Here is a 17723-nt window from a genome sequence, read left to right on the forward strand (position 1 = left end):
TGGGCGCGGAGTGAGGAATCGAGCATGAAAGCGACCCGTCCGGTCGTTCTAGACTCCACGCATCCATGGCCCGCCCCGTCCGTACCCTCCATGTGTTCCCCGACGCCAGCCGGCGTCAGGCCGCGTTGCGCGCGGAAGGGAACGCCCGGGGGCTGGCGGTGGGCCGGGACCTGCTCACCTGGGAGGAGCTGCTCGTCGCGCTGGGCGGGGCTCGCGAGCTGAACCGGCGTCCGTGCCCGGCGGTGCTGGCGCGCGCGGTGATGTCCTCGCTGGGGCCGCAGCTGGGCAACACGCACTTCGGAGAGTACGTCCGGGAGCCGGCCTTCGCGCGCGCGGGGCTGGAGGTGGTGCTGGACCTGAAGGCCGGGCGCCTGTCGCCCCGGGAGCTCCAGGACGCGGTGGAGGTCCTCCCGCCCGAGCGGCAGAAGCACGTGCGGGTGCTCGCCCGGCTGTATCACCTGTACGAGCAGAAGCTGGCGGAGCTGGGGCTCGCGGACCGCGAGGACGTGCTGCGCGGGGCTCGCGAGGCGCTGGGCCGGGGTGCATGGCCGGTGAGCTGGGACGGCGTGGGGACGCTGGTGCTGCACGGGGTCTACGACGTGCGCCCGTCCGGCCTGGAGCTCCTGCTGGCGTTGGCGGCGGCGTGTGAGTCGCGACGCGTGACGCTCCGGGTGGAGACGCCGGTGGGTGGCTCGCCGGTCGCGGACGCGGCCCTGGCCTCGCTGTTCCGCGCCTTCGAGAACCGCGGCGAGTCCATGCCGCACGTGGACCTCTTCAAGGCGGACGTCACCTTCGAGTCCCGGCCGTTCATCGACCTGGGGCGCTTCGCCTTCTCGCCCCGGGCGCCGCGCAATGTGCTCGAGGACGCGAAGACCCAGCCTCGCGTGTGGAGCGCGGCCACGGCGCGCGAGGAGGCGCGACTGGTGGCCAGGGACGTGCGCCGGCTCATCGCGGAAGGGGCCGCGCCGTCGGACATCGCGATTGCATACCGTGAGCTGGGGGCGGAGGCGGGGTGGCTCGCCGAGTCGCTCGGTGAGCTGGGCGTGCCGGTGCGACTGCCCTGGGGCGAGCCGCTCTCGTTGGCCGGGCCGGTGCGTCTGGCGTTGGACCTGCCGCTGCTGGTGGAGGACGGCTTCCCCGCCGAGCGCGTGGCGGAGCTGGTGGGCAGTCGCTACGCGCACATCCTGTCGCGCGGAGGTCCGGAGTCGCCGGCGAGCCTCTTCGCGCTGGCCGCCGTGCGGGACGACCGCCTGGGCGCGCTGCGAGGACGCGGTGCCTACGACGTGCGCCTCGAAGGCCTCGCGCGTCGTCTCCAGGCGCTCCAGGGCGCACAGAAGAAGGACGGCAGCGCGCGCATCCAGTCGGTGCGGGTGCTGCGTGAACGCTGCGGCCTGTTGCTGAATGCCTGCCGGCGCATTCCCGAGAAGGCGCCCGTTGCTGAACAGTTGGCCGCGTGGTGGCACGTGGTGGAGCAGTTGGGGTTGATGGACTCCGAGGGGCCCTTGGAGTCCCGCGCGGAAGGTGGACTGGCGGAGCGGGCGCTGGATGCGCGGTCGCGAGACGAGGCCGCGCGCGAGGCGCTGCGGCAGCGCGTCCAGGGACTGCTGCGGACGATGAAGGCGGTGGGCGGTGGCCCGGTGCTGCGTCGGCGCACGTTCGGTCGATGGCTGCGCGATGCGATGTCGGAGGCGTACCTGCCCGCGCGAGGCCCCAGGGGCGCTGCGGTGGAGGTGCTGGAGGCGGCGGAGGTTCCTGGACGCTCCTTCCGTCATCTCTTCATCGCGGGGCTCACCGAGGGACGCTTCCCGGGACGGGATGTGCCCTCGCCGTTGCTCGCGGACGCGGAGCGCTCGGCGCTCAATCAGCACCTGGGCCGTGACGTGTTCCGACTGACCGGCGGCGAGTTCGAGGACCGCGCGGCGTGGCGGCTCACCGAGGACCGCCTGTTGTTCGCCAGCGCGCTCGCCGCGGCGGAGGAGACGCTGAGCCTGTCCTTCGCGGTGGAGGGAGCGGGTGGACAGGAGCAGGTGCCGTCCTCGTTCCTGGAGGAGGTGCGCCGGCTCACCGCGCTGAAGTGGACGCCGCGCTCGTTGCCGCCCATCCCGCCGCTAGACGAGGTGCTTACCGAGTCGGAGCTGCGGCGCTGCGTGGCGCTCGAGGTCCTGGCGCATCCAAAGCTGCGCGTCACCGAGCCGGACCCGGCGGCGTCTCGGCTCAAGGATCGCTTCGACCGGGAGGCCTGGTACTCGGGCGCACATGAGCTATCGCTGGTGGAGGTGGAGCGGCTGCACTTCTTCGGGGAGCCGGACCGCAAGCCCGGGAAGTACACGGGCTCGGTGGATGCCAACACGATGCGCGCGTCGTTGCGCGAGGCCTTCCGCTTCGACCTGACGCGGCCCCTGTCCGCGTCCGCGCTCGCGCGCTTCGGCAACTGCGGCTTCCAGGGCTTCCTCACGTACGGCCTGAAGGTGACGGAGCCGGACCGCCCGGGCGAGGAGTTCGACGCGCGCGGGCGCGGCACCTTCTGGCACCGCGTCGTGGAGGAGGTCTTCCAATCGCTCAAGCAGCACCAACTGCTCGGCAAGGCTCCGGAGGAGATCCCCGAGGAGGTGCTGGACTCCGCGCTCCAGTCCGCGGTGGCGCACTTCGAGAAGTTCCACCACGTGGGGCACCCCGCGCTGTGGAAGCTGGCGCACGAGCGCGCGCGGGCGATGGCGCGTCGAATCCTGGTGGATGAGCGGCGCGGGCTGCCCTTCGAGCGGATGGTGCCGGAGGGCTTCGAGCTCCAGTTCGGCCCCGCCGCCGAGGACGACCGGTGGCGCCACGTCATGTTGCCCATCGACGGTGACGCCATCGTCTTCGAGGGGAAGATCGACCGGCTCGACGTGTCCGGCTCGGAGGTGGGTGTCATCGACTACAAGTCCGGGCGCCTGGACAAGAACGAGCTGAAGAAGCGGCTGCTCACGTCCGACTTCCAGCTGCCGCTGTACCTCTTCGCCGCGCGCGAGAGCGGCCACCAGAACGCGAGCCAGGCCGCGTGGTTCTCGCTGCGCACGGGCAACACCATCCACCTGTCGGAGGTGGTCCCCGCGCAGGAGCTGGACGAGCTGTTGTCCACGGACCCCGAGGTGCGCGCGAAGGTGGCGGAGAAGGAAGGCGGGCGCAACCTGCCCAACGCCGTGGAGTCGCTGGTGCGCACGCTGCGCGAGGGCCAGTTCGCCGCGCGGCCCCAGGACTGTGGCTCCTGCGGCTTCCGCGCCGTGTGCCGCATCACCGAGCGGCGGATGACGGAGGAGGGGAGTTGAGCACGGCCCCTTCCATCCTCGCGCTGGAGCGCAACCTGGCGCTCATGGCGGGCGCCGGCGCGGGCAAGACGTACAGCCTGGTGACGATGACGCTGCACCTGCTCGCGGGCGCGCGCGAGGCGGGGGGCCCCTTGCGCCCCGCGCGGTTGTGCATGCTGACCTTCACCGACAAGGCCGCGGCGGAGATGCGCGCGCGCCTGAGGATGCGTCTGGACGGGCTGGCGCAGGGCGAGGCGAAGCTGGACCAGGAGGTGGAGCTGCGCGCCTCGCTCTCCCGGCTGGACCGCCCGTTCCCGTTGCCCGAGGCGTGGCGCCAGCTGCGCGAGGAGATGGGCGCGGCCACGGTGGGCACGTTCCACTCGCTCTGCGGTCAGTTGCTGCGACGCGCGCCACCGGCGGTGGGCATCGACCCGAGCTTCGAGGTGCTCGACGAACTCGAGGCGTCCAGTCTGGTGCAGGACGTGTGCGAGCGCGTCGTGCTCGATGCGCTGGAAGCGGGCGACGCGCGCGTGCGTGAGCTGTGTCAGGAGCTGGGGTTCTCCGGCTCCGGGTTCTCCGATGGTCTGGTCGCCGCGCTGGTGTCGGTCTACGGCAAGCTGCGCGAGGAGGGGCTGCGCGCGGCCTCCGCGGCGGTGGCCGACGTGGCGCAGGCCCGCGAGGAGTTCGACGACGCGCTGAAGGAGTGCCTGCGCCTGTGCATGGAAGTGCGAGCACTGGACGCCAAGGGCGAGTGGAGCCAGTTGGTGGGCGCGCTGGAGAAGGCGCTCAACGGGATGACGGCGGAGAACTTCCAGAAGGGAGACCGCTACCCGTGGTTGCGCGCCTGCTTCGCGACGGACACGCGCAACATCGCGCGGCTCAGCAAGGGCGCCGCGGGGCCGGTGCGCGAGCTGTACTGGCGCATCTACAAGGGCAAGACGGACGGCTCGGTGCGCATGCTCGTCGATGCGTGGGCCGCGTGGCACACCGCGCCCTTCGAGGAGACCTTCCGCGAGCTGCTGGGGCGCGTGGAGACCCGGCACGACGCGGAGTTCGCCCGCCGCAACGTGTTCGACTTCACCTCGCTGCTCGTCAAGGCGCGCGACCTGCTGCGAGACCATCCCGAGTTCCGCCGGCAGGTGCAGGAGCGCGTGGGCGCCCTCCTGGTGGACGAGTTCCAGGACACCAACCGGCTCCAGTTGGAGCTGGTGCTGCTGCTCGCGGAGAAGCGCGAGGGGGGGCCTCGCGAGCTGACGCCGGAGATGGACCTGCCGTCCGCGCTGCCGCTGGAGCCCGCGTTCCTCTGCGCGGTGGGAGATCGCAAGCAGTCCATCTACGAGTTCCGTGGCGCGGACGTCTCCGTCTTCACGCTGCTGTCGAAGAAGGTGGAGGAGGAGGGCGGCACGCGCGGCTTCCTCCAGCACAACCGCCGCTCGGTGCCGGGCCTGTTGTCCTTCTTCAACCACGCCTTCGCCGGGGTGCTGGTGGCGGCGGATGCGCACGCGCCCCGTCCGTTCGAGGTCGTCTACGTCCCCGAGGAGGACGACCTGTCACCCGTGCGCGCCTCGCTCACCGAGGCCCCCGTGGTGGAGCGACTCCACCTGGAGGAGCAGGAGACCGCCGGAGACCTGCGATGGCTGGACGCGGACTGCACCGCGAGGCGGCTGCGCATCCTGCTCGCGCCCGGTGCGCTCCCCACGGTGGCTCGCGAGGATGGCGAGGGCTCACGTCCCGCGCGCGGTGGCGACGTGGCGATGCTCTTCCGGACCTTCACGCACCTGGAGGTGTACCGGCAGGCGCTCATCCGCCACGGTGTGCCGCATCGGGTGCTGCGTGGACGAGGGTTCTACGGCGCGCAGGAGGTGCTCGACCTGGCCTCGCTGCTGGCGCTGCTGGCGGACACGGAGGACGCGCTCGCCTTCGCCGCCGTGCTGCGCTCGCCGCTGGTGGGCCTGTCGGACGCGACGTTGTTCCTGCTCGCCGGGGAGCAGCCGTTGTCGCTGGCGTCACCTCGACTGACGGACGACGAGGTGCTCGCCACCCTGCCGGAACGTGAACGTCAGCGCCTGAAGACCTTCCTGGAGGCCTTGCCCGCGCTGTGCCGGGAGCGGGACCGGTTGGGCGTGAGGGAGCTGTTGCTCTCCGCGCTGGACCTGACGGGCTACCGCGAGGCGCTCGCGGGCTCTCCCTATGCGGAGCAGGCGAGCGCCAACGTGGAGAAGCTGCTCGCGTTGGCCTCGCGTCGCGACGAGCGGGGCTCGGGCGGGTGCGTGGCCTTCGCCCGCGAGCTGCGCATGCTGGCCGAGTCCTCCCCGAACGAAGCCCAGGCGGACCTGCTCGACGCCGGAGACCCGCGCGCGGTGCAACTGCTCACCATCCACCGCGCCAAGGGCCTGGAGTGGCCCATCGTCGTCGTGCCCGGCATGGGCGGTCGACGCCGGAGCACCTCCGCCCGCGCGCACTTCGAGCGCTCGCACGGCATCGCCCTGCGCCCCTGGGTGCCCGACTCGCTGGACGGCTACACGTCCAACCGCTTCGAGGCGGTGCGCCAGGAGCTCAAGGCCCGCGAGGACGCCGAGTATCGCCGCCTGCTCTACGTGGCGCTCACCCGCGCCAGGGACTTGCTGGTGCTCTCCGGTGGAGAAGAGCCACGTGCGGGCAAGGATTCGTGGTGGCACCTCGTCGACGCCCGGCTGGAGGACGTCACCACGCGCGAGCTCGTCACGGACGTGGACGTGGACGAGCTGCCTCCACCCAGGGACCCGGAGCCGCCGGGGCCCGAGGCGCTGGCGCGTGTGGAGGCCCGTGTCGAGGCCGCGTTGCTGCGCGTGCGCGGCGGCACGCTGGACCTGCCCGAGTCCGCGGCGTCCCTCAGCGCGCCCGTGAGCTCCGTGCAGGACTTCATCACCTGTCCACGCCGCTTCCACTACGTGCACCGCCTGGGACTGCGCGGCGCGCCGTGGCAGTGGGAGGTGGCGCCGCGAGAGACCCCGCTCGTCGTCGAGCCGGAGGGCTGGCTCCCTGAACGCAGCCCCGCGGAGCTGGTGCGCCATCTGCTGAGCACCTCTGATTTGCGACTGTGCTCGGCCCGTGACGTGGACGTCACGGAGCGCCGCGCGCACCTGGAGGCCTTGCTGCGCGAGGCGGGCGCGTTGGCGGAGGACCCGGGCATGGAGGCGGTCCTGGGCACGGCGGAGCGCTGGCTCGCCACCGACTTCGCCCGGATGCTGGCGGAGTCCCCGCCGCGCGGCGTGCACCGGGGCCTGGCCTTCAGCCTGGTGGTGGACGAGGGCATCTCCCTGGAGGGTGAGATGGATGTCCTCTGGGAGTCACCTCGCGGCGAGGCGGTGGTGGTGACCTACAAGTCGGGCGGACGGCATCCGTTGGGAGCGGCCGCGTACGTCCACGAGCTGGACGCGCTGGAGCTGGCGGCGCGACGGATGGTGCGAGCGGGCGTCCCCGTGCGTGTGGGCGTCGTCTTCCTGGGGGAGGAGCGCCCGGAGCCCGAGTGGCGGGCGGACGCGGCGCGCCCCGAGGAGGCCGCCAGGCGGCTCGCGGACGCGACGCGGGCGCTGGCACGGGGGGAGGTGCGTGGCGCCTGGGTGGGACGAGAGAGGGCGACCTGCCAGGCCCTGCATTGTGGCTTCTCGGAACACTGTCACCCGGCCCCTCCCGCGTGCTAAGCGGCGGGCACCATGCCGAACGTCGTCGTCATCGGAGCGCAGTGGGGAGATGAAGGGAAGGGCAAGGTCGTGGACCTGCTCACCGAGCATGCCCAGTTGGTCGTCCGCTTCCAGGGCGGCAACAACGCGGGGCATACGCTCGTGGTGGGGGGCCAGAAGACGGTCCTGCACCTGATTCCCTCGGGCATCCTCCACCAGGGCAAGACGTGTGTCATTGGCAACGGAGTGGTGGTGGACCCGGCGGTGCTCGTGGGGGAGATCGACGCGCTCAAGGCGCGCGGCTTCCTCAAGGAGGACTCGCAGCTCATCATCTCCGACAATGCCCACGTCATCTTCCCGTGGCACAAGCTGCTGGACAGCTTCCGCGAGAAGGCCCGCGGTGGCAGCGCCATCGGCACCACCGGCCGCGGTATCGGCCCGTCCTACGAGGACAAGGTGGCGCGCCGGGGCATCCGCATGCGGGACTTGCTCAACCCCGAGCGCCTGCGCAAGCGCATCGAGGAGCGGCTGCCCCAGGCCCTCGAGGAGCTCCGGGAGCTGTGCGGCAAGGCGGGCGTGCCGGTGCCCCAGCTCGAGGTGCCCCAGGTGCTCGCGGAGTTCTCCGGGCTGGGTGAGCGGCTCAAGCCCTACGTGCACGACGCCTCGCTGTACCTCGCCGGCCAGGTGCGCCGCGGCGCGCGCATCCTCTTCGAGGGCGCGCAGGGCACGCTGCTCGACGTGGACCACGGCACCTATCCCTTCGTGACGTCGTCCAACTGCGTGGCGGGCAACGCCGCGGTGGGCTCGGGCCTGGGCCCGACGGCCATCGACAAGGTGATGGGCATCAGCAAGGCCTACACCACGCGCGTCGGCGGCGGTCCGTTCCCCACGGAGCTCAGCGACGCCATCGGCGACCAGCTGCGCAAGGTGGGTGACGAGTTCGGCGCCACCACCGGTCGTCCCCGCCGCTGCGGCTGGCTGGACGGCGTGGTGCTGCGCTACGCGGCGCGTGTCAACGGCCTGTGGGGCATGGCGCTCACCAAGCTCGACGTGCTCAGCGGCCTGAAGTCGCTGCAGATCTGCAACGCGTACGACCTGGACGGCGAGAAGATCACCGAGCTGCCCGGCGACTACGAGGACCTGGCGCGCGTCAAGCCCATCTACGAGACGCTGCCCGGCTGGGAGGAGAACCTCGCCGGCGTGCGCAGCTTCGACGAGCTGCCGGAGAACGCGAAGCGCTACGTGCGCCGCGTGGAAGAGGTCAGCGGCGTGCCCGTGGTGTGCGTCTCCGTGGGCGCCGACCGCGGCGAGACGGTGCTGCTGCAGAACCCCTTCCGCAGCTGAGACGGGCCACACCCTCGGAGAAACTCCCACCGGGGGTGTGGGCGCATCGTGACGTCGTCCCCGGTTTCTGCTACGGCAACCGGTGCAACCCCTTGGGGGACGTCATGCACCTGGTGCGCAAGTCCGTCGTCGTCCTGTCCGCGGTGCTGCTGCTCGGTGCGGCGGAGCCCTCCGCGCCCGCCCGGGCCGCCTTTGCTCGCGGCGAGTCCGCCCTGGGCGCCGGCCGTCTGGACGAAGCGGCCGCCGCATACCGCGAAGCGCTGGCCGCCACTCCGGGCTATGCCCCCGCGCTCAACGGCCTGGGCAGCGTGGCCTTCCGCCAGGGCAAGCTGAAGGACGCCATCGCGCGCTTCGGCGAGGCCACGCAGGCGGACCCGCTGCACAAGATGGCGTACTTCAACCTGGGCTATGCCGCGCGCAAGGCCGGGGACGCCGCCACCGCCGCCCGCGCCTACGGGCGCTATGTCGAGCTCGAGCCGGACGACGCGGACGGCTACTACGGCCTCGCGGAGAGCCACCGCCAGCTCGGCGACAAGCCCCAGGCCATCGCCGCGTATCAGGGCTACATCGCCCGTGAGAACCGGCCCTCGGAGCAGATCTGGGTCCAGAAGGCGCGCGGCTACCTGAAGTCGCTCGGCGCCTCGCCCCTGCCGCCCGAGTCTTCGAAGCCGCTCCCGCGCGGCGTCGCGGCGCCGCCTCCGACGAGCACCCTCGGCGCCTCGCCCGAGTCCCCGAAGCCGCTCCCCCGCGTCGCCGAGGCGCCGCCTCCGACGAGCACCCTCGGCGCCTCGCCCGAGACTCCGAAGCCGCTCCCGCGCGTCGCCGAGGCGCCGCCTCCGACGAGCACCCCGGGCGTCACGCCAGTGACACCTCCCGCTGTGGCGACGGCCGACGGCGCGGACCTGCGCGAGAAGGGGACGCCCCCGGGCACCGCCGTGGCCTCGCCGGCTTCGACGCCCTCGGCGCAGGAGCCGGTGCCCTTCCCGTCGAAGCCCTCGGCCGAGGTCGCGCAGGCTCGCACGCCGAACCCCGCGCTGGCGGCGGCGCGCATCCGGGACGGCGACGCGCTGATGAAGGAGCGCCGCTACCGCGAGGCGGCCTTCGCGTTCCTGGATGCGTCGCACGCGGACGAGGGCCATGTGGAGGCCTTGTTCAAGCTGGGCAACGCGTTGGCGGTGCTCGGCTACTACGGGCAGGCGGTGGAGAAGTGGGAGTCCGCCATCCAGCTCACGAAGGACGCGGCCATCCGTCAGAGCGCGCAGGACAACATCGCGCGGGCGCGGACGAAGATGGCGCAGTCGGGCGCGTCGCCGCAGGCGGCGGGACAGGCCCCGGGCTCCGGACCTGTCGCGGAGACGACACGGGCGCAGGCCCGGAGGGCCTATGAGCAGGGCGTGCAGCGCATCGGCTCGCGCGACTTCGCCACGGCGCTGACGCACCTGACGCAGGCCATCCAGCTGGAGCCCATGCTCGCGGTGGCCTACACCGCGCGCGGCAGCGCCAACATCGGCCTGCGGCGCTACGCGGAGGCCGCGGCGGACTATCAGTTCGCGATGGAGCTGGAGCCCCAGGCGGCGTCCCCCCTGTACGGGTTGGCCGAGTCCTACCGTGCCCTGGGGCGCAACGCGGAGGCACGGGGGCTCTACGAGCGCTATGCCGCCTCGTCGGCCGCGGACGTCCGTCCCCAGCTCCAGGAGGAATCTCGACAGAAGGCCGTGAAGCTGCGTTGACCGGCGGCCAGGCGGGCCGGGGGGCAGGTGGATCCTGTCAGCCCCAAGCATTAATTTGGAGGCATGACCGGGCGCGACGCGGAGATGAACGGACGGCAGGTCTTTCGCCCTCGTCGTAGCCTCTCGGCTGCGATGGCGGCGGCGGGTCTGCTCTGGGTGGCGGTGCTGCTCTACCTCTTCAAGTTCGAAGGGGTGCCGCTGAAGACCTTCCTCTCAGCGGGCTTCTTCATCCTCTTCTTCGGCGTCTCGCTCGCGTACTACGCGCGCACGCTCATCGTCGTGGACGCCCGGGGCATCACCTACCGGGGCATGGTCCGCACCCGGCGCTTCGCGTTCTCGGACATCCGCAACGTGGACGTGCTGCCCGGCCCCGTCACCGTCTACGCCATCCGGGGACAGTGGGGATTCGTCCACTTCACCAGCTTCTTCCTGCATCACCAGAAGCTCGCCCGGATTCTCGTCGAACGCGCGGGGTTGGCGCCGCTGCCGGGTTGACGCGCTAGGTCGTCATCAGGAGGTAGGTGACGAGCAGTCCCGCCAGCGCCGCGGTGCCTCCCAGCCCGATGAACCACCACTCCGCGCGAGCCTTCCGCCGAGGAGGCGCCGTCTGCGCCGGCCCCGTGTCGGAGAGGCTCTGCTCGGGGGATTCCGGGGCGGCCGGCTCCGCGGGCGCCTCGTCCAGGGCCGCCTGGAAGCGCAGCAGCGTGCGCCCCAGCTCCAGCACGTCGCCATCGCACAGCGTCACGGGCTCCTGGACGCGCTCCCCGTTGACGTAGACGCCGTTGGGACTGCCCAGGTCCTCCAGGACGAACACACCTTCTTCGTGGTGGATGCGCGCGTGATTGCGGGACACGGACCTGTCGCGAAGGCGCAGCGTGGCTTCTTGTCCCCGACCGAGGTCCGTGCGGGCGTCCGCGAGCGCGTGCATCCGGCCCACGTCCAGTCCCGTCAGGCAGGTGAGGGTGGCCGCGCGGGAAGGGGCCGCGTCCAGGCCCGTGAGCAGCCCCTTGAGCACGGCGACAGTGCCCTGGGCGCGCTGCTCGGGTGTCTCCGGGAGGACACTCAGGCGCATCGTGTCGGGCAGGCCCACCACCTCGCCGGGGAGCACCAGCCTGGACACGCCCGGAGGCACGAGCACCCCGTTGACGTCGAAGGTCCGGGTCGCCTCCACCATGAGCCGCTGCCCCTCGATGTGCAGGGACAAGAGGTGGGGCGGCAGGGCCTCCAGGCGGACATGGTCCTCGGGACCGCCGCCCAGCAGGTGATGGCCCTCGGGCAATTCGAAGGGCGTGGTGGTGCCCAGGTGCTGGAATTCGAAGCGCATGACCCGGGGCTGGAGCAACGGGTGGACCGCCCTGGCGCACGGGGATTCGCGTGCTTGGCGCTTGGGTGCGTCCCGGGCGCTGGCCCGGCCCGTCCTCGCCGCGAGACGGCTCAGGCGGCCGGGTCGCGGGAAGTGTCCACTTCCGACACGCGCGCGCCAGGATGGACGGCCACCGCGGAGCCATCCGCGACGAACGCGGAGGCGGGCGTGCCCCGCAGGAAGGGCACGAAGCGCTCGCCGTACAGCTTCGCCACGTCGCACTCGAAGACGGGGTCCTCGGCGCGCCACACGGACCAGCGCGGGTGCTCCACGCGGTACTCCGCGCTGCCTCCGTCGCGCTGGGGCGTGTAGCCCCAGTAGTGCTCGGTGATGAACTCCTCCTGCGAACCCGGAGCGCTGGGCAGGGGAGCGCCCCGCGTGCGCGCCGCGAGCCGATGCCAGCGGCCCTCGTGCTTCCAGCCGTACTCCAGGCGGCCCGGTGCGCCCTGCTCGGCGCCGTCCATCTCCACGAGGTGCCGCATGGGCAGCGCCAGGTACGGCTCGTTGTAGACGACGCGCGCCACCGTCGCGATGGCCCACCGGGGGACGAGCTCCCGCACGAAGGCCACGCCCCGTCGCCATCCCTCGGGTCCACGGTGGCGCACGTAGTAGCGGAGGTTGACCTCGTCGAAGTCGCGATGGAAGGGCACCGCGAGCCCGCGCACGCGCGTGTCGAGGAAGCGGAAGCCCACCATGCTGGCGAAGGCCTTGCCCCCCCACGTGTCCAGCTCCGTGCCTCGGGGGACGAGCGGCGCGAGCACCTTCGGGTCCACCTCGTAGTTGAGCATCACGAGGTAGCGCCACGTGGCTGTCAGGAAGGGGCTCATGTCCCTTCGTAATCCGCGCGGGGCCCGCGTGTCCGGGCCGCTGTCGCGGGCCCCGAACTCCGCCTTACTGGAGTCGGAAGCCGATGTTCTGTGGGAGCGAGAACATGTACGCGCTCGCGACCGCCATCATCACGACGCCCAGGGCGAGCAACGAGATCTTCAGCGACGGGTGGTCGAGCTTCGTGGCCACGCCCGCGAAGAAGAGGACGGAGGCGAAGAGGACGACGCAGAAGGTGAAGTTGTCGCCGTTCTGGGTGGCCTGCCGCGCCTTGTCGAAGGTCGCTGACGCCTCTTCGTTCAGCAGCCGGCTGCGCTCGCGAGGCGCCGGGTAGTATTCGGGCCGCGTGAAGGGCGTGTCCGGCGGCGCGACGCCTTGCTCGAGGCCCTCCGCGCGCCACGCCTCGAAGGCGGGGCGGAACTCCTCGCGGAAGCGCTGCTCGAAGAACCGCGCCCGCTTCTCGTCGCCGTCGCTCCACGCGGCGGCCCAGTTCCCGAAGGTGCTCGTGTCCACCTCGACGAGCAGCGCCATCTCGTTGGCGGCGCGGACGGCCTCGGAGCGCAGCGCGTTCGCCTTGCTGTATTCGTAGGACTGCTCTCCGCTCCAGCGGGTGGCCTGGTACGCGCTCCACGCGGAGCCGACGGTGGCGAGCGCGAGCAGCACGGTGGCGAGCAGCTCCACCATGTACTCACGCCTTCGCTCTCGCGCGGGGCGAAGGTGGAGGATGGCGTCGGCGAGCTCCTTGTGGAACTCGTGGGGAGCCGGGGAGGACGTGCTCATGCGGGGCCTCCAGGTCCTGTCACGGCGAGGACGTCGGCTGTGTGGTGGCCGAGGTCGCCGTCACCACGGGCCCCTTGGGTCCGGGCCGGATTTCGTAGTCGACGGAGGCCTGTCGGGACGGACAGCACAGCGGATCCTCCTCCGAGTAGCGGCGCACCGCGCCCGACAGGCTCTTCGCGTCCACCAGCCGCACGTCCCCGAGCGCTCCGTCGAACCGGTCCGACATGGGCTCCGGAGACAATGTGCCCGCGAAGCGGCCGTCGACGAAGACGAACACCTGGTAGCCCATGGCGCGGCACTGGCCGTCCCCCTCGGCCGCGGCGGTGATGACCTCCGTCGTGTCGTAGACCTGCAGCGCGCCCAGCAGCGTCCAGCCCGCCTTCACCACGGCCCGGTCCGACGCGGTGGTGGGCTTGCGCGCGAGCTTCGCGCAGGGGCCCGTGCGCAGGGACTGGCCATCGCCACGAGGCGCCTTGGGCAGCGTGGCCCCCGACACGTTCCATGACGCCAGGGGCTGCTTGTCCACCCACGCGGAGCCGCTGGCCTGGGGCGCGGCGGGCGACGCGGCCAGGGAGGGGGCCGCCCAGAGGAGCAGGACGGCGGGGATGAGCACTCGACGTCGCGACATGGGCGAGACCTCCGGAAGCAAGATGGCCCTGTCGCGCGCGAATGGGACGTGGGCCGCGCGGGCGGGCAGGTGAGCGGAGGGCCGCCCGGGTCGAACGCAGGCGCGATGGAGCCTACCTCGCCGCGGGAAGGCCGCTAGGATGCCCGCCGCCGATGCGCACTTCCTCCATCGTCCTCTTCCTGACCCTCTCGTGTTCCGTGGCCGCGTGCCGCGATGAACAGGCGGGCCCCAAGCCGCGCACGCAGCGTCTGCCGGAGCCTGCCCGCGCCCGCATCCTGGACGCCGCGCCCTCGGACCTGACCTTCCGCGCGGGCACGACGTTCGCCGGCGGCTCGGTGGTGTACCTGGGCTCGAAGGTGACGCCCGCGAACGCCGCCCCGGGGCAGCAGGTCCAGCTCTCGCACTACTTCCAGGCGCGCGCGCAGCCGCCCCAGGGCTATGGCTTCTTCGTCCACGTGGTGGACGTGGCGAGCGGCGGCATGGTCGTCAACGCGGACCACGAAATCCAGGACGGCGCCGCGCCGTTGGCCACGTGGCCGGTGGGCAAGGTCATCGAGGATGTCCATGTCGTGCCCATGCCCAACGCCCCCGCGCGGGTCATGCTGGGCTTCTGGCGCGGCGACGAGCGGCTGGCCGTGGACGACGCCTCCGCCCAGGACGGCGCGAACCGGATGCTCGGGCCCCAGCTCGGCGGCGCCGCGCCGGCGCTCCCCGAGTATGTCGTGCGCCGGGCCGAGACGGCGCCCAGGCTGGACGGCGTGCTCGATGACGCGGTCTGGAAGACGGCGACGCCGGTGGTGCTGAAGGGCAGCTTCGACGGGCGCGCGGTGCGGCTGCGCACCGAGGCGCGCCTGGCTTACGACGACGCGTACCTGTACGTGGCCTTCGACTGCGAGGACCCGGACGTCTGGGGCACGCTGCGCAAGCGCGACGACCCCATCTACGAGCAGGAGGTGGTGGAGATCTTCCTCGACGCCAACGCGGACGGGCGCACGTACAACGAGCTGCAGGTGTCACCGCACAACGTCCAGTTCGACGCGTACTTCCCCGCGCGTCGGCAGGGCATGGACCTGTCGTGGGACTCGGGGCTGACGTCCGCCGTGAAGGTGCGCGGCACGCTGGATGACGCCTCCGACAAGGACGAGGGCTGGTCCGTGGAGCTGCGCATCCCCTTCGCGAAGCTCGCGGAGGTGCCCCGGGTGCCGCCGCAACCTGGGGACAAGTGGCGCTTCAATCTCTATCGGCTGGAGCACCACGGCCGGAAGACGGTGGAAGGCCAGGCCTTCTCACCGCTCTTCGTCGGTGACTTCCACGCGCTGCCGCGCTTCGGGTGGCTGACGTTCCAGTGAGGGGCCGCGCCCCCGCGCTCAGGCGTGCGGGGTGATGTCCCACTGGGCATCCGCGACGGAGCGCTCGGAGGTGTCGCCCAGGAAGCGGAGGAAGCCCTGGAGCTCGAGCGTGTCGATGAGCTCCTCGGCCTCCTGTTGCGAGTACCCCTTCAGGTCCACGAGCAGGTCGCGCATGAGCGACTTGCCGCGCAGGTAGCCCACGGGCTCTCCAGGGCCGAGCTTGGACTTCAGGTCCGCCGTCAACTGCCGCAGGTCGATGTCCTCGGGAATCATCGACTCAACGATGGGAATGACGCTCCCCCGCGGCAAGTCGTGGCGCGGAGGGCTCCGGCTCGCGCGTCAGGTGAGGGACCAGCCGGACTTCCCGCCCATCACTCTCCACCGTGACGGCGCCGTCGATGTCCGTCCGCCAACACTCGCTGCCCAGGGCGCGGTAGCGCGCCTCGACCTCCGGGTGGGGGAAGCCGAAGCGGTTGCGCCGGCCGACGCAGAAGACGACGTGCTGGGGGCGCACCCGCTCCAGCAGCGCCTGGGTGGAGGACGTCCGGGAGCCATGGTGGGGTGCCTTCATCACCGTCACCGGGCCCAGGCCTTCCGTCAGCAGATCCTCCGCGTCGTGCTCCATGTCGCCGGGCAGGAGCACCGTGACGTCGCCATGGCGCACGCGCAGCACCACGCTGCGGTCATTGACGCCCTCCAGCAGCTCCCGCTCCGCCGGGCCGGGCGGCCCCAGCACCTCCACCGTCGCGTCTCCCAGGCGAAGCGGCGGATGGCCCGCCTCCACCTCCTCGACACGTGCGCTGCCCGCCGCCTTCACCACCTGCCGTGACAGGGGACCGCCCTCGTCACCCGCGGGCAGCCACAGGCGCGCGGTGGGCACCTGTCCCAGGGTCGAAATCAATCCCAGCGCGTGGTCCGGGTGCGGATGGGACAGCACCGTCAAATCCAACGCGGAGATGCCCTGGTGGCGCAGGTAGGGCAGCACGAAGCGCGTGCCCGTGTCCGCGCCGTTGGGCGCGCCGCCGCCGTCCACCAGCGCATGGTGTCCCCTCGAGCTGAGCACCACGGCGTCTCCTTGCCCCACGGAGAGGAAGGTGACGCGCAGGCCCGGCTGCGGCATCACCCGGGGCACGAGCACGGTGGCGACGAGCGCCGCGGGCGTGAGCCACAGGCCGTGTCTCCACCGCCCCGCGCCCAGGGCCCACACCAGCAATCCCAGCGCATACGGCGCGGCCCAGAGGCCCAGCGACGGCACCTCCACCGAGGCCAGGGGCATGGCCGCGAACACGCGCGTCACCCACAGCAGCGCCTCCGACGCCCACGCGCCCGCCCACAGCACGGGCGTGGCCACCACGGGCGAGATGACGAACAACGCCGCCCCTCCCGCCGCCAGCCCCGTGAGCAGGCCACAGAGGGGCAGGGCGACGACATTGGACAGGAGCCCCGCCAGGCTCACCCGTCCGAAGGCCGAGGCCACCACGGGCAGCCCCGCGAGCGTGGCCGCGCCGCTCGCGCACAGCGTCTGCGCCATGGCCTCGCGCGACTGGTGCCACCACCGCACCCATCGGCGAGGCTCGCGAGGGTCCGCGGGCGCCAGGGGGAACGCCAGCCTCAGCGCGGGCACGAGCACGACCAGGCCGAAGACCGCCAGGAACGACAGCCGCAAGGACAGGTCCTCCACGCTGGAGGGCGCCCACAAGCCCAGCACCAGGGCCGCGGCGCTGAGGCCGTTGAGTCCATCCGCGCGCTTCCACCACGCCAGCCCCAACAGCACCACGGTGGCCATCACCGCCGAGCGCACCGCCGGAGGCTGGTTCCCGGTGAACAGCACGTAGGCCCAGACGAAGGGCACGGCCGCCGGAGCCGCCACCCGACGCGCATCCACCATCCGCCACCGCGCGCCCGCTCTCACCAGCAACCGCCGCAGCACCGCGAGCGTCATCAACGCGAGCGCCGCGACATGCAGCCCGCTCACGCTGAGCACGTGCGCGAGGCCCGCGCGTGAGAACGCGTCCTCCCACCCTGCAGCCAGCTCCGCCCGGCGTCCCGCCGCCAACGTCAGGAAGAGGGCCGCGGAGTCCCGCGACGGCGCCACCCGGTGCGTCTGCTCCGCGAGCCGCTCGCGCGTGTCCTCCAGGCTCCACCGCCACGTCGACGCGAGCGACAACACCAGCACCCGCTCCGCGCTCGTGGACCCGGTGAAGGCCACGCCCTGTCGCCGCCGGACCGAGGAGAAGTCCTTCTCACCCGGGTTGGCCGCCGGAGCGTCCGGGGAGAGCCGCGTCCGCGCTCGGAGCCGCTGGCCCGGCAGCAACGCCAGGGGCGCTCCACGTAACGTCAGGTTCACCTTGAACCGGGCCGGCTCGAGCGCCGTCTCCGAGGGTCCCGCCCGGGCCACCACGAGCCGCACGCGCGTGCCGCCCTCCACGGCGTCCACCCGCTCCGCCTCGCCCTCCAGCACCGCCTCGCCGCCGCCCTGGAGGGACGCGGGCACCCGCACCCGGGCCTCCCAGTGCGACAGACCGGCTCCCGCCATCCAGAGTGCCCCCAGGACCGCCAGGTGAGCACCAGGCAGCCGGGCGAGCGCCAGGCCGACCAGTCCCAGCAAAACCCCGCAGACCAGAAATAGCTCCGCCGAGCCATCCGTTCCGGGTGACCAGAGAGCGCCCAGCAGCAGGCTCAACGAAGGAAAGAAGAGGGGACGCGTCCCCAGGTCGCGCCAAGCGTAACGTTCCACCCACCACCCCGACCTGCACCG

At 72.1% G+C, this 17723-nt stretch carries 12 protein-coding genes; 6 read left to right on the forward strand and 6 right to left on the reverse strand.

From position 1 onward, the window contains the following. Positions 1-65: 65 nt before the first annotated feature. The 5 genes from AC6JA9_RS16040 (at position 66) to AC6JA9_RS16060 (ending at position 10515) form a co-directional block, all read left to right on the forward strand. Positions 66-3305, forward strand: a complete 3240-nt coding sequence (locus tag AC6JA9_RS16040; protein ID WP_267696748.1) for a PD-(D/E)XK nuclease family protein — start codon at positions 66-68, stop codon at positions 3303-3305. Continuing rightward, a complete protein-coding gene (locus tag AC6JA9_RS16045) occupies positions 3302-6967 on the forward strand; it encodes a UvrD-helicase domain-containing protein (protein ID WP_497960062.1) in 3666 nt (1221 codons plus the stop codon). Before AC6JA9_RS16040 ends, AC6JA9_RS16045 begins: the two co-directional genes overlap by 4 nt. Before the next feature lie 12 nt (positions 6968-6979). Further along, positions 6980-8290, forward strand: a complete 1311-nt coding sequence (locus AC6JA9_RS16050) for an adenylosuccinate synthase (protein WP_046712872.1) — start codon at positions 6980-6982, stop codon at positions 8288-8290. Between the two features lie 104 nt (positions 8291-8394). Further along, positions 8395-10020 carry a tetratricopeptide repeat protein gene (locus AC6JA9_RS16055; protein WP_497960702.1) on the forward strand — a complete coding sequence of 542 codons (1626 nt, stop codon included), beginning with the start codon at positions 8395-8397 and terminating at the stop codon, positions 10018-10020. A 63-nt stretch (positions 10021-10083) separates the two neighbouring features. Continuing rightward, positions 10084-10515: a PH domain-containing protein gene (locus tag AC6JA9_RS16060; protein WP_141325203.1), complete on the forward strand. Its 432-nt coding sequence runs from the start codon at positions 10084-10086 to the stop codon at positions 10513-10515. Between the two features lie 4 nt (positions 10516-10519). On the opposite strand, the gene AC6JA9_RS16065 is transcribed toward AC6JA9_RS16060, so the two are convergent. From AC6JA9_RS16065 to AC6JA9_RS16080, 4 genes are all read right to left on the reverse strand, one after another. Continuing rightward, complete coding sequence (locus tag AC6JA9_RS16065) at positions 10520-11344, reverse strand: FHA domain-containing protein (protein ID WP_223746738.1); 825 nt, start codon at positions 11342-11344, stop codon at positions 10520-10522. 110 nt (positions 11345-11454) lie between these two features. Continuing rightward, positions 11455-12210: a YqjF family protein gene (locus AC6JA9_RS16070; protein ID WP_497960064.1), complete on the reverse strand. Its 756-nt coding sequence runs from the start codon at positions 12208-12210 to the stop codon at positions 11455-11457. 64 nt (positions 12211-12274) lie between these two features. Next, complete coding sequence (locus tag AC6JA9_RS16075) at positions 12275-12988, reverse strand: hypothetical protein (RefSeq protein WP_223783031.1); 714 nt, start codon at positions 12986-12988, stop codon at positions 12275-12277. A 19-nt stretch (positions 12989-13007) separates the two neighbouring features. Continuing rightward, positions 13008-13616, reverse strand: a complete 609-nt coding sequence (locus tag AC6JA9_RS16080; RefSeq protein ID WP_473566930.1) for an LppP/LprE family lipoprotein — start codon at positions 13614-13616, stop codon at positions 13008-13010. Between the two features lie 152 nt (positions 13617-13768). Between AC6JA9_RS16080 and AC6JA9_RS16085 the strand changes: the two genes are divergently transcribed. After that, positions 13769-14965 carry a carbohydrate-binding family 9-like protein gene (locus AC6JA9_RS16085; RefSeq protein ID WP_223783029.1) on the forward strand — a complete coding sequence of 399 codons (1197 nt, stop codon included), beginning with the start codon at positions 13769-13771 and terminating at the stop codon, positions 14963-14965. An 18-nt stretch (positions 14966-14983) separates the two neighbouring features. On the opposite strand, the gene AC6JA9_RS16090 is transcribed toward AC6JA9_RS16085, so the two are convergent. Together AC6JA9_RS16090 and AC6JA9_RS16095 are read right to left on the reverse strand one after the other, a co-directional pair. Then, positions 14984-15238 (reverse strand): hypothetical protein, encoded by a 255-nt coding sequence (locus AC6JA9_RS16090; RefSeq protein WP_141325209.1) that lies wholly within the window; start codon positions 15236-15238, stop codon positions 14984-14986. Between the two features lie 4 nt (positions 15239-15242). After that, a complete protein-coding gene (locus AC6JA9_RS16095) occupies positions 15243-17702 on the reverse strand; it encodes a DNA internalization-related competence protein ComEC/Rec2 (RefSeq protein WP_497960066.1) in 2460 nt (819 codons plus the stop codon). Positions 17703-17723: the final 21 nt, after the last annotated feature.

Source organism: Myxococcus sp. MH1 (assembly GCF_059738865.1).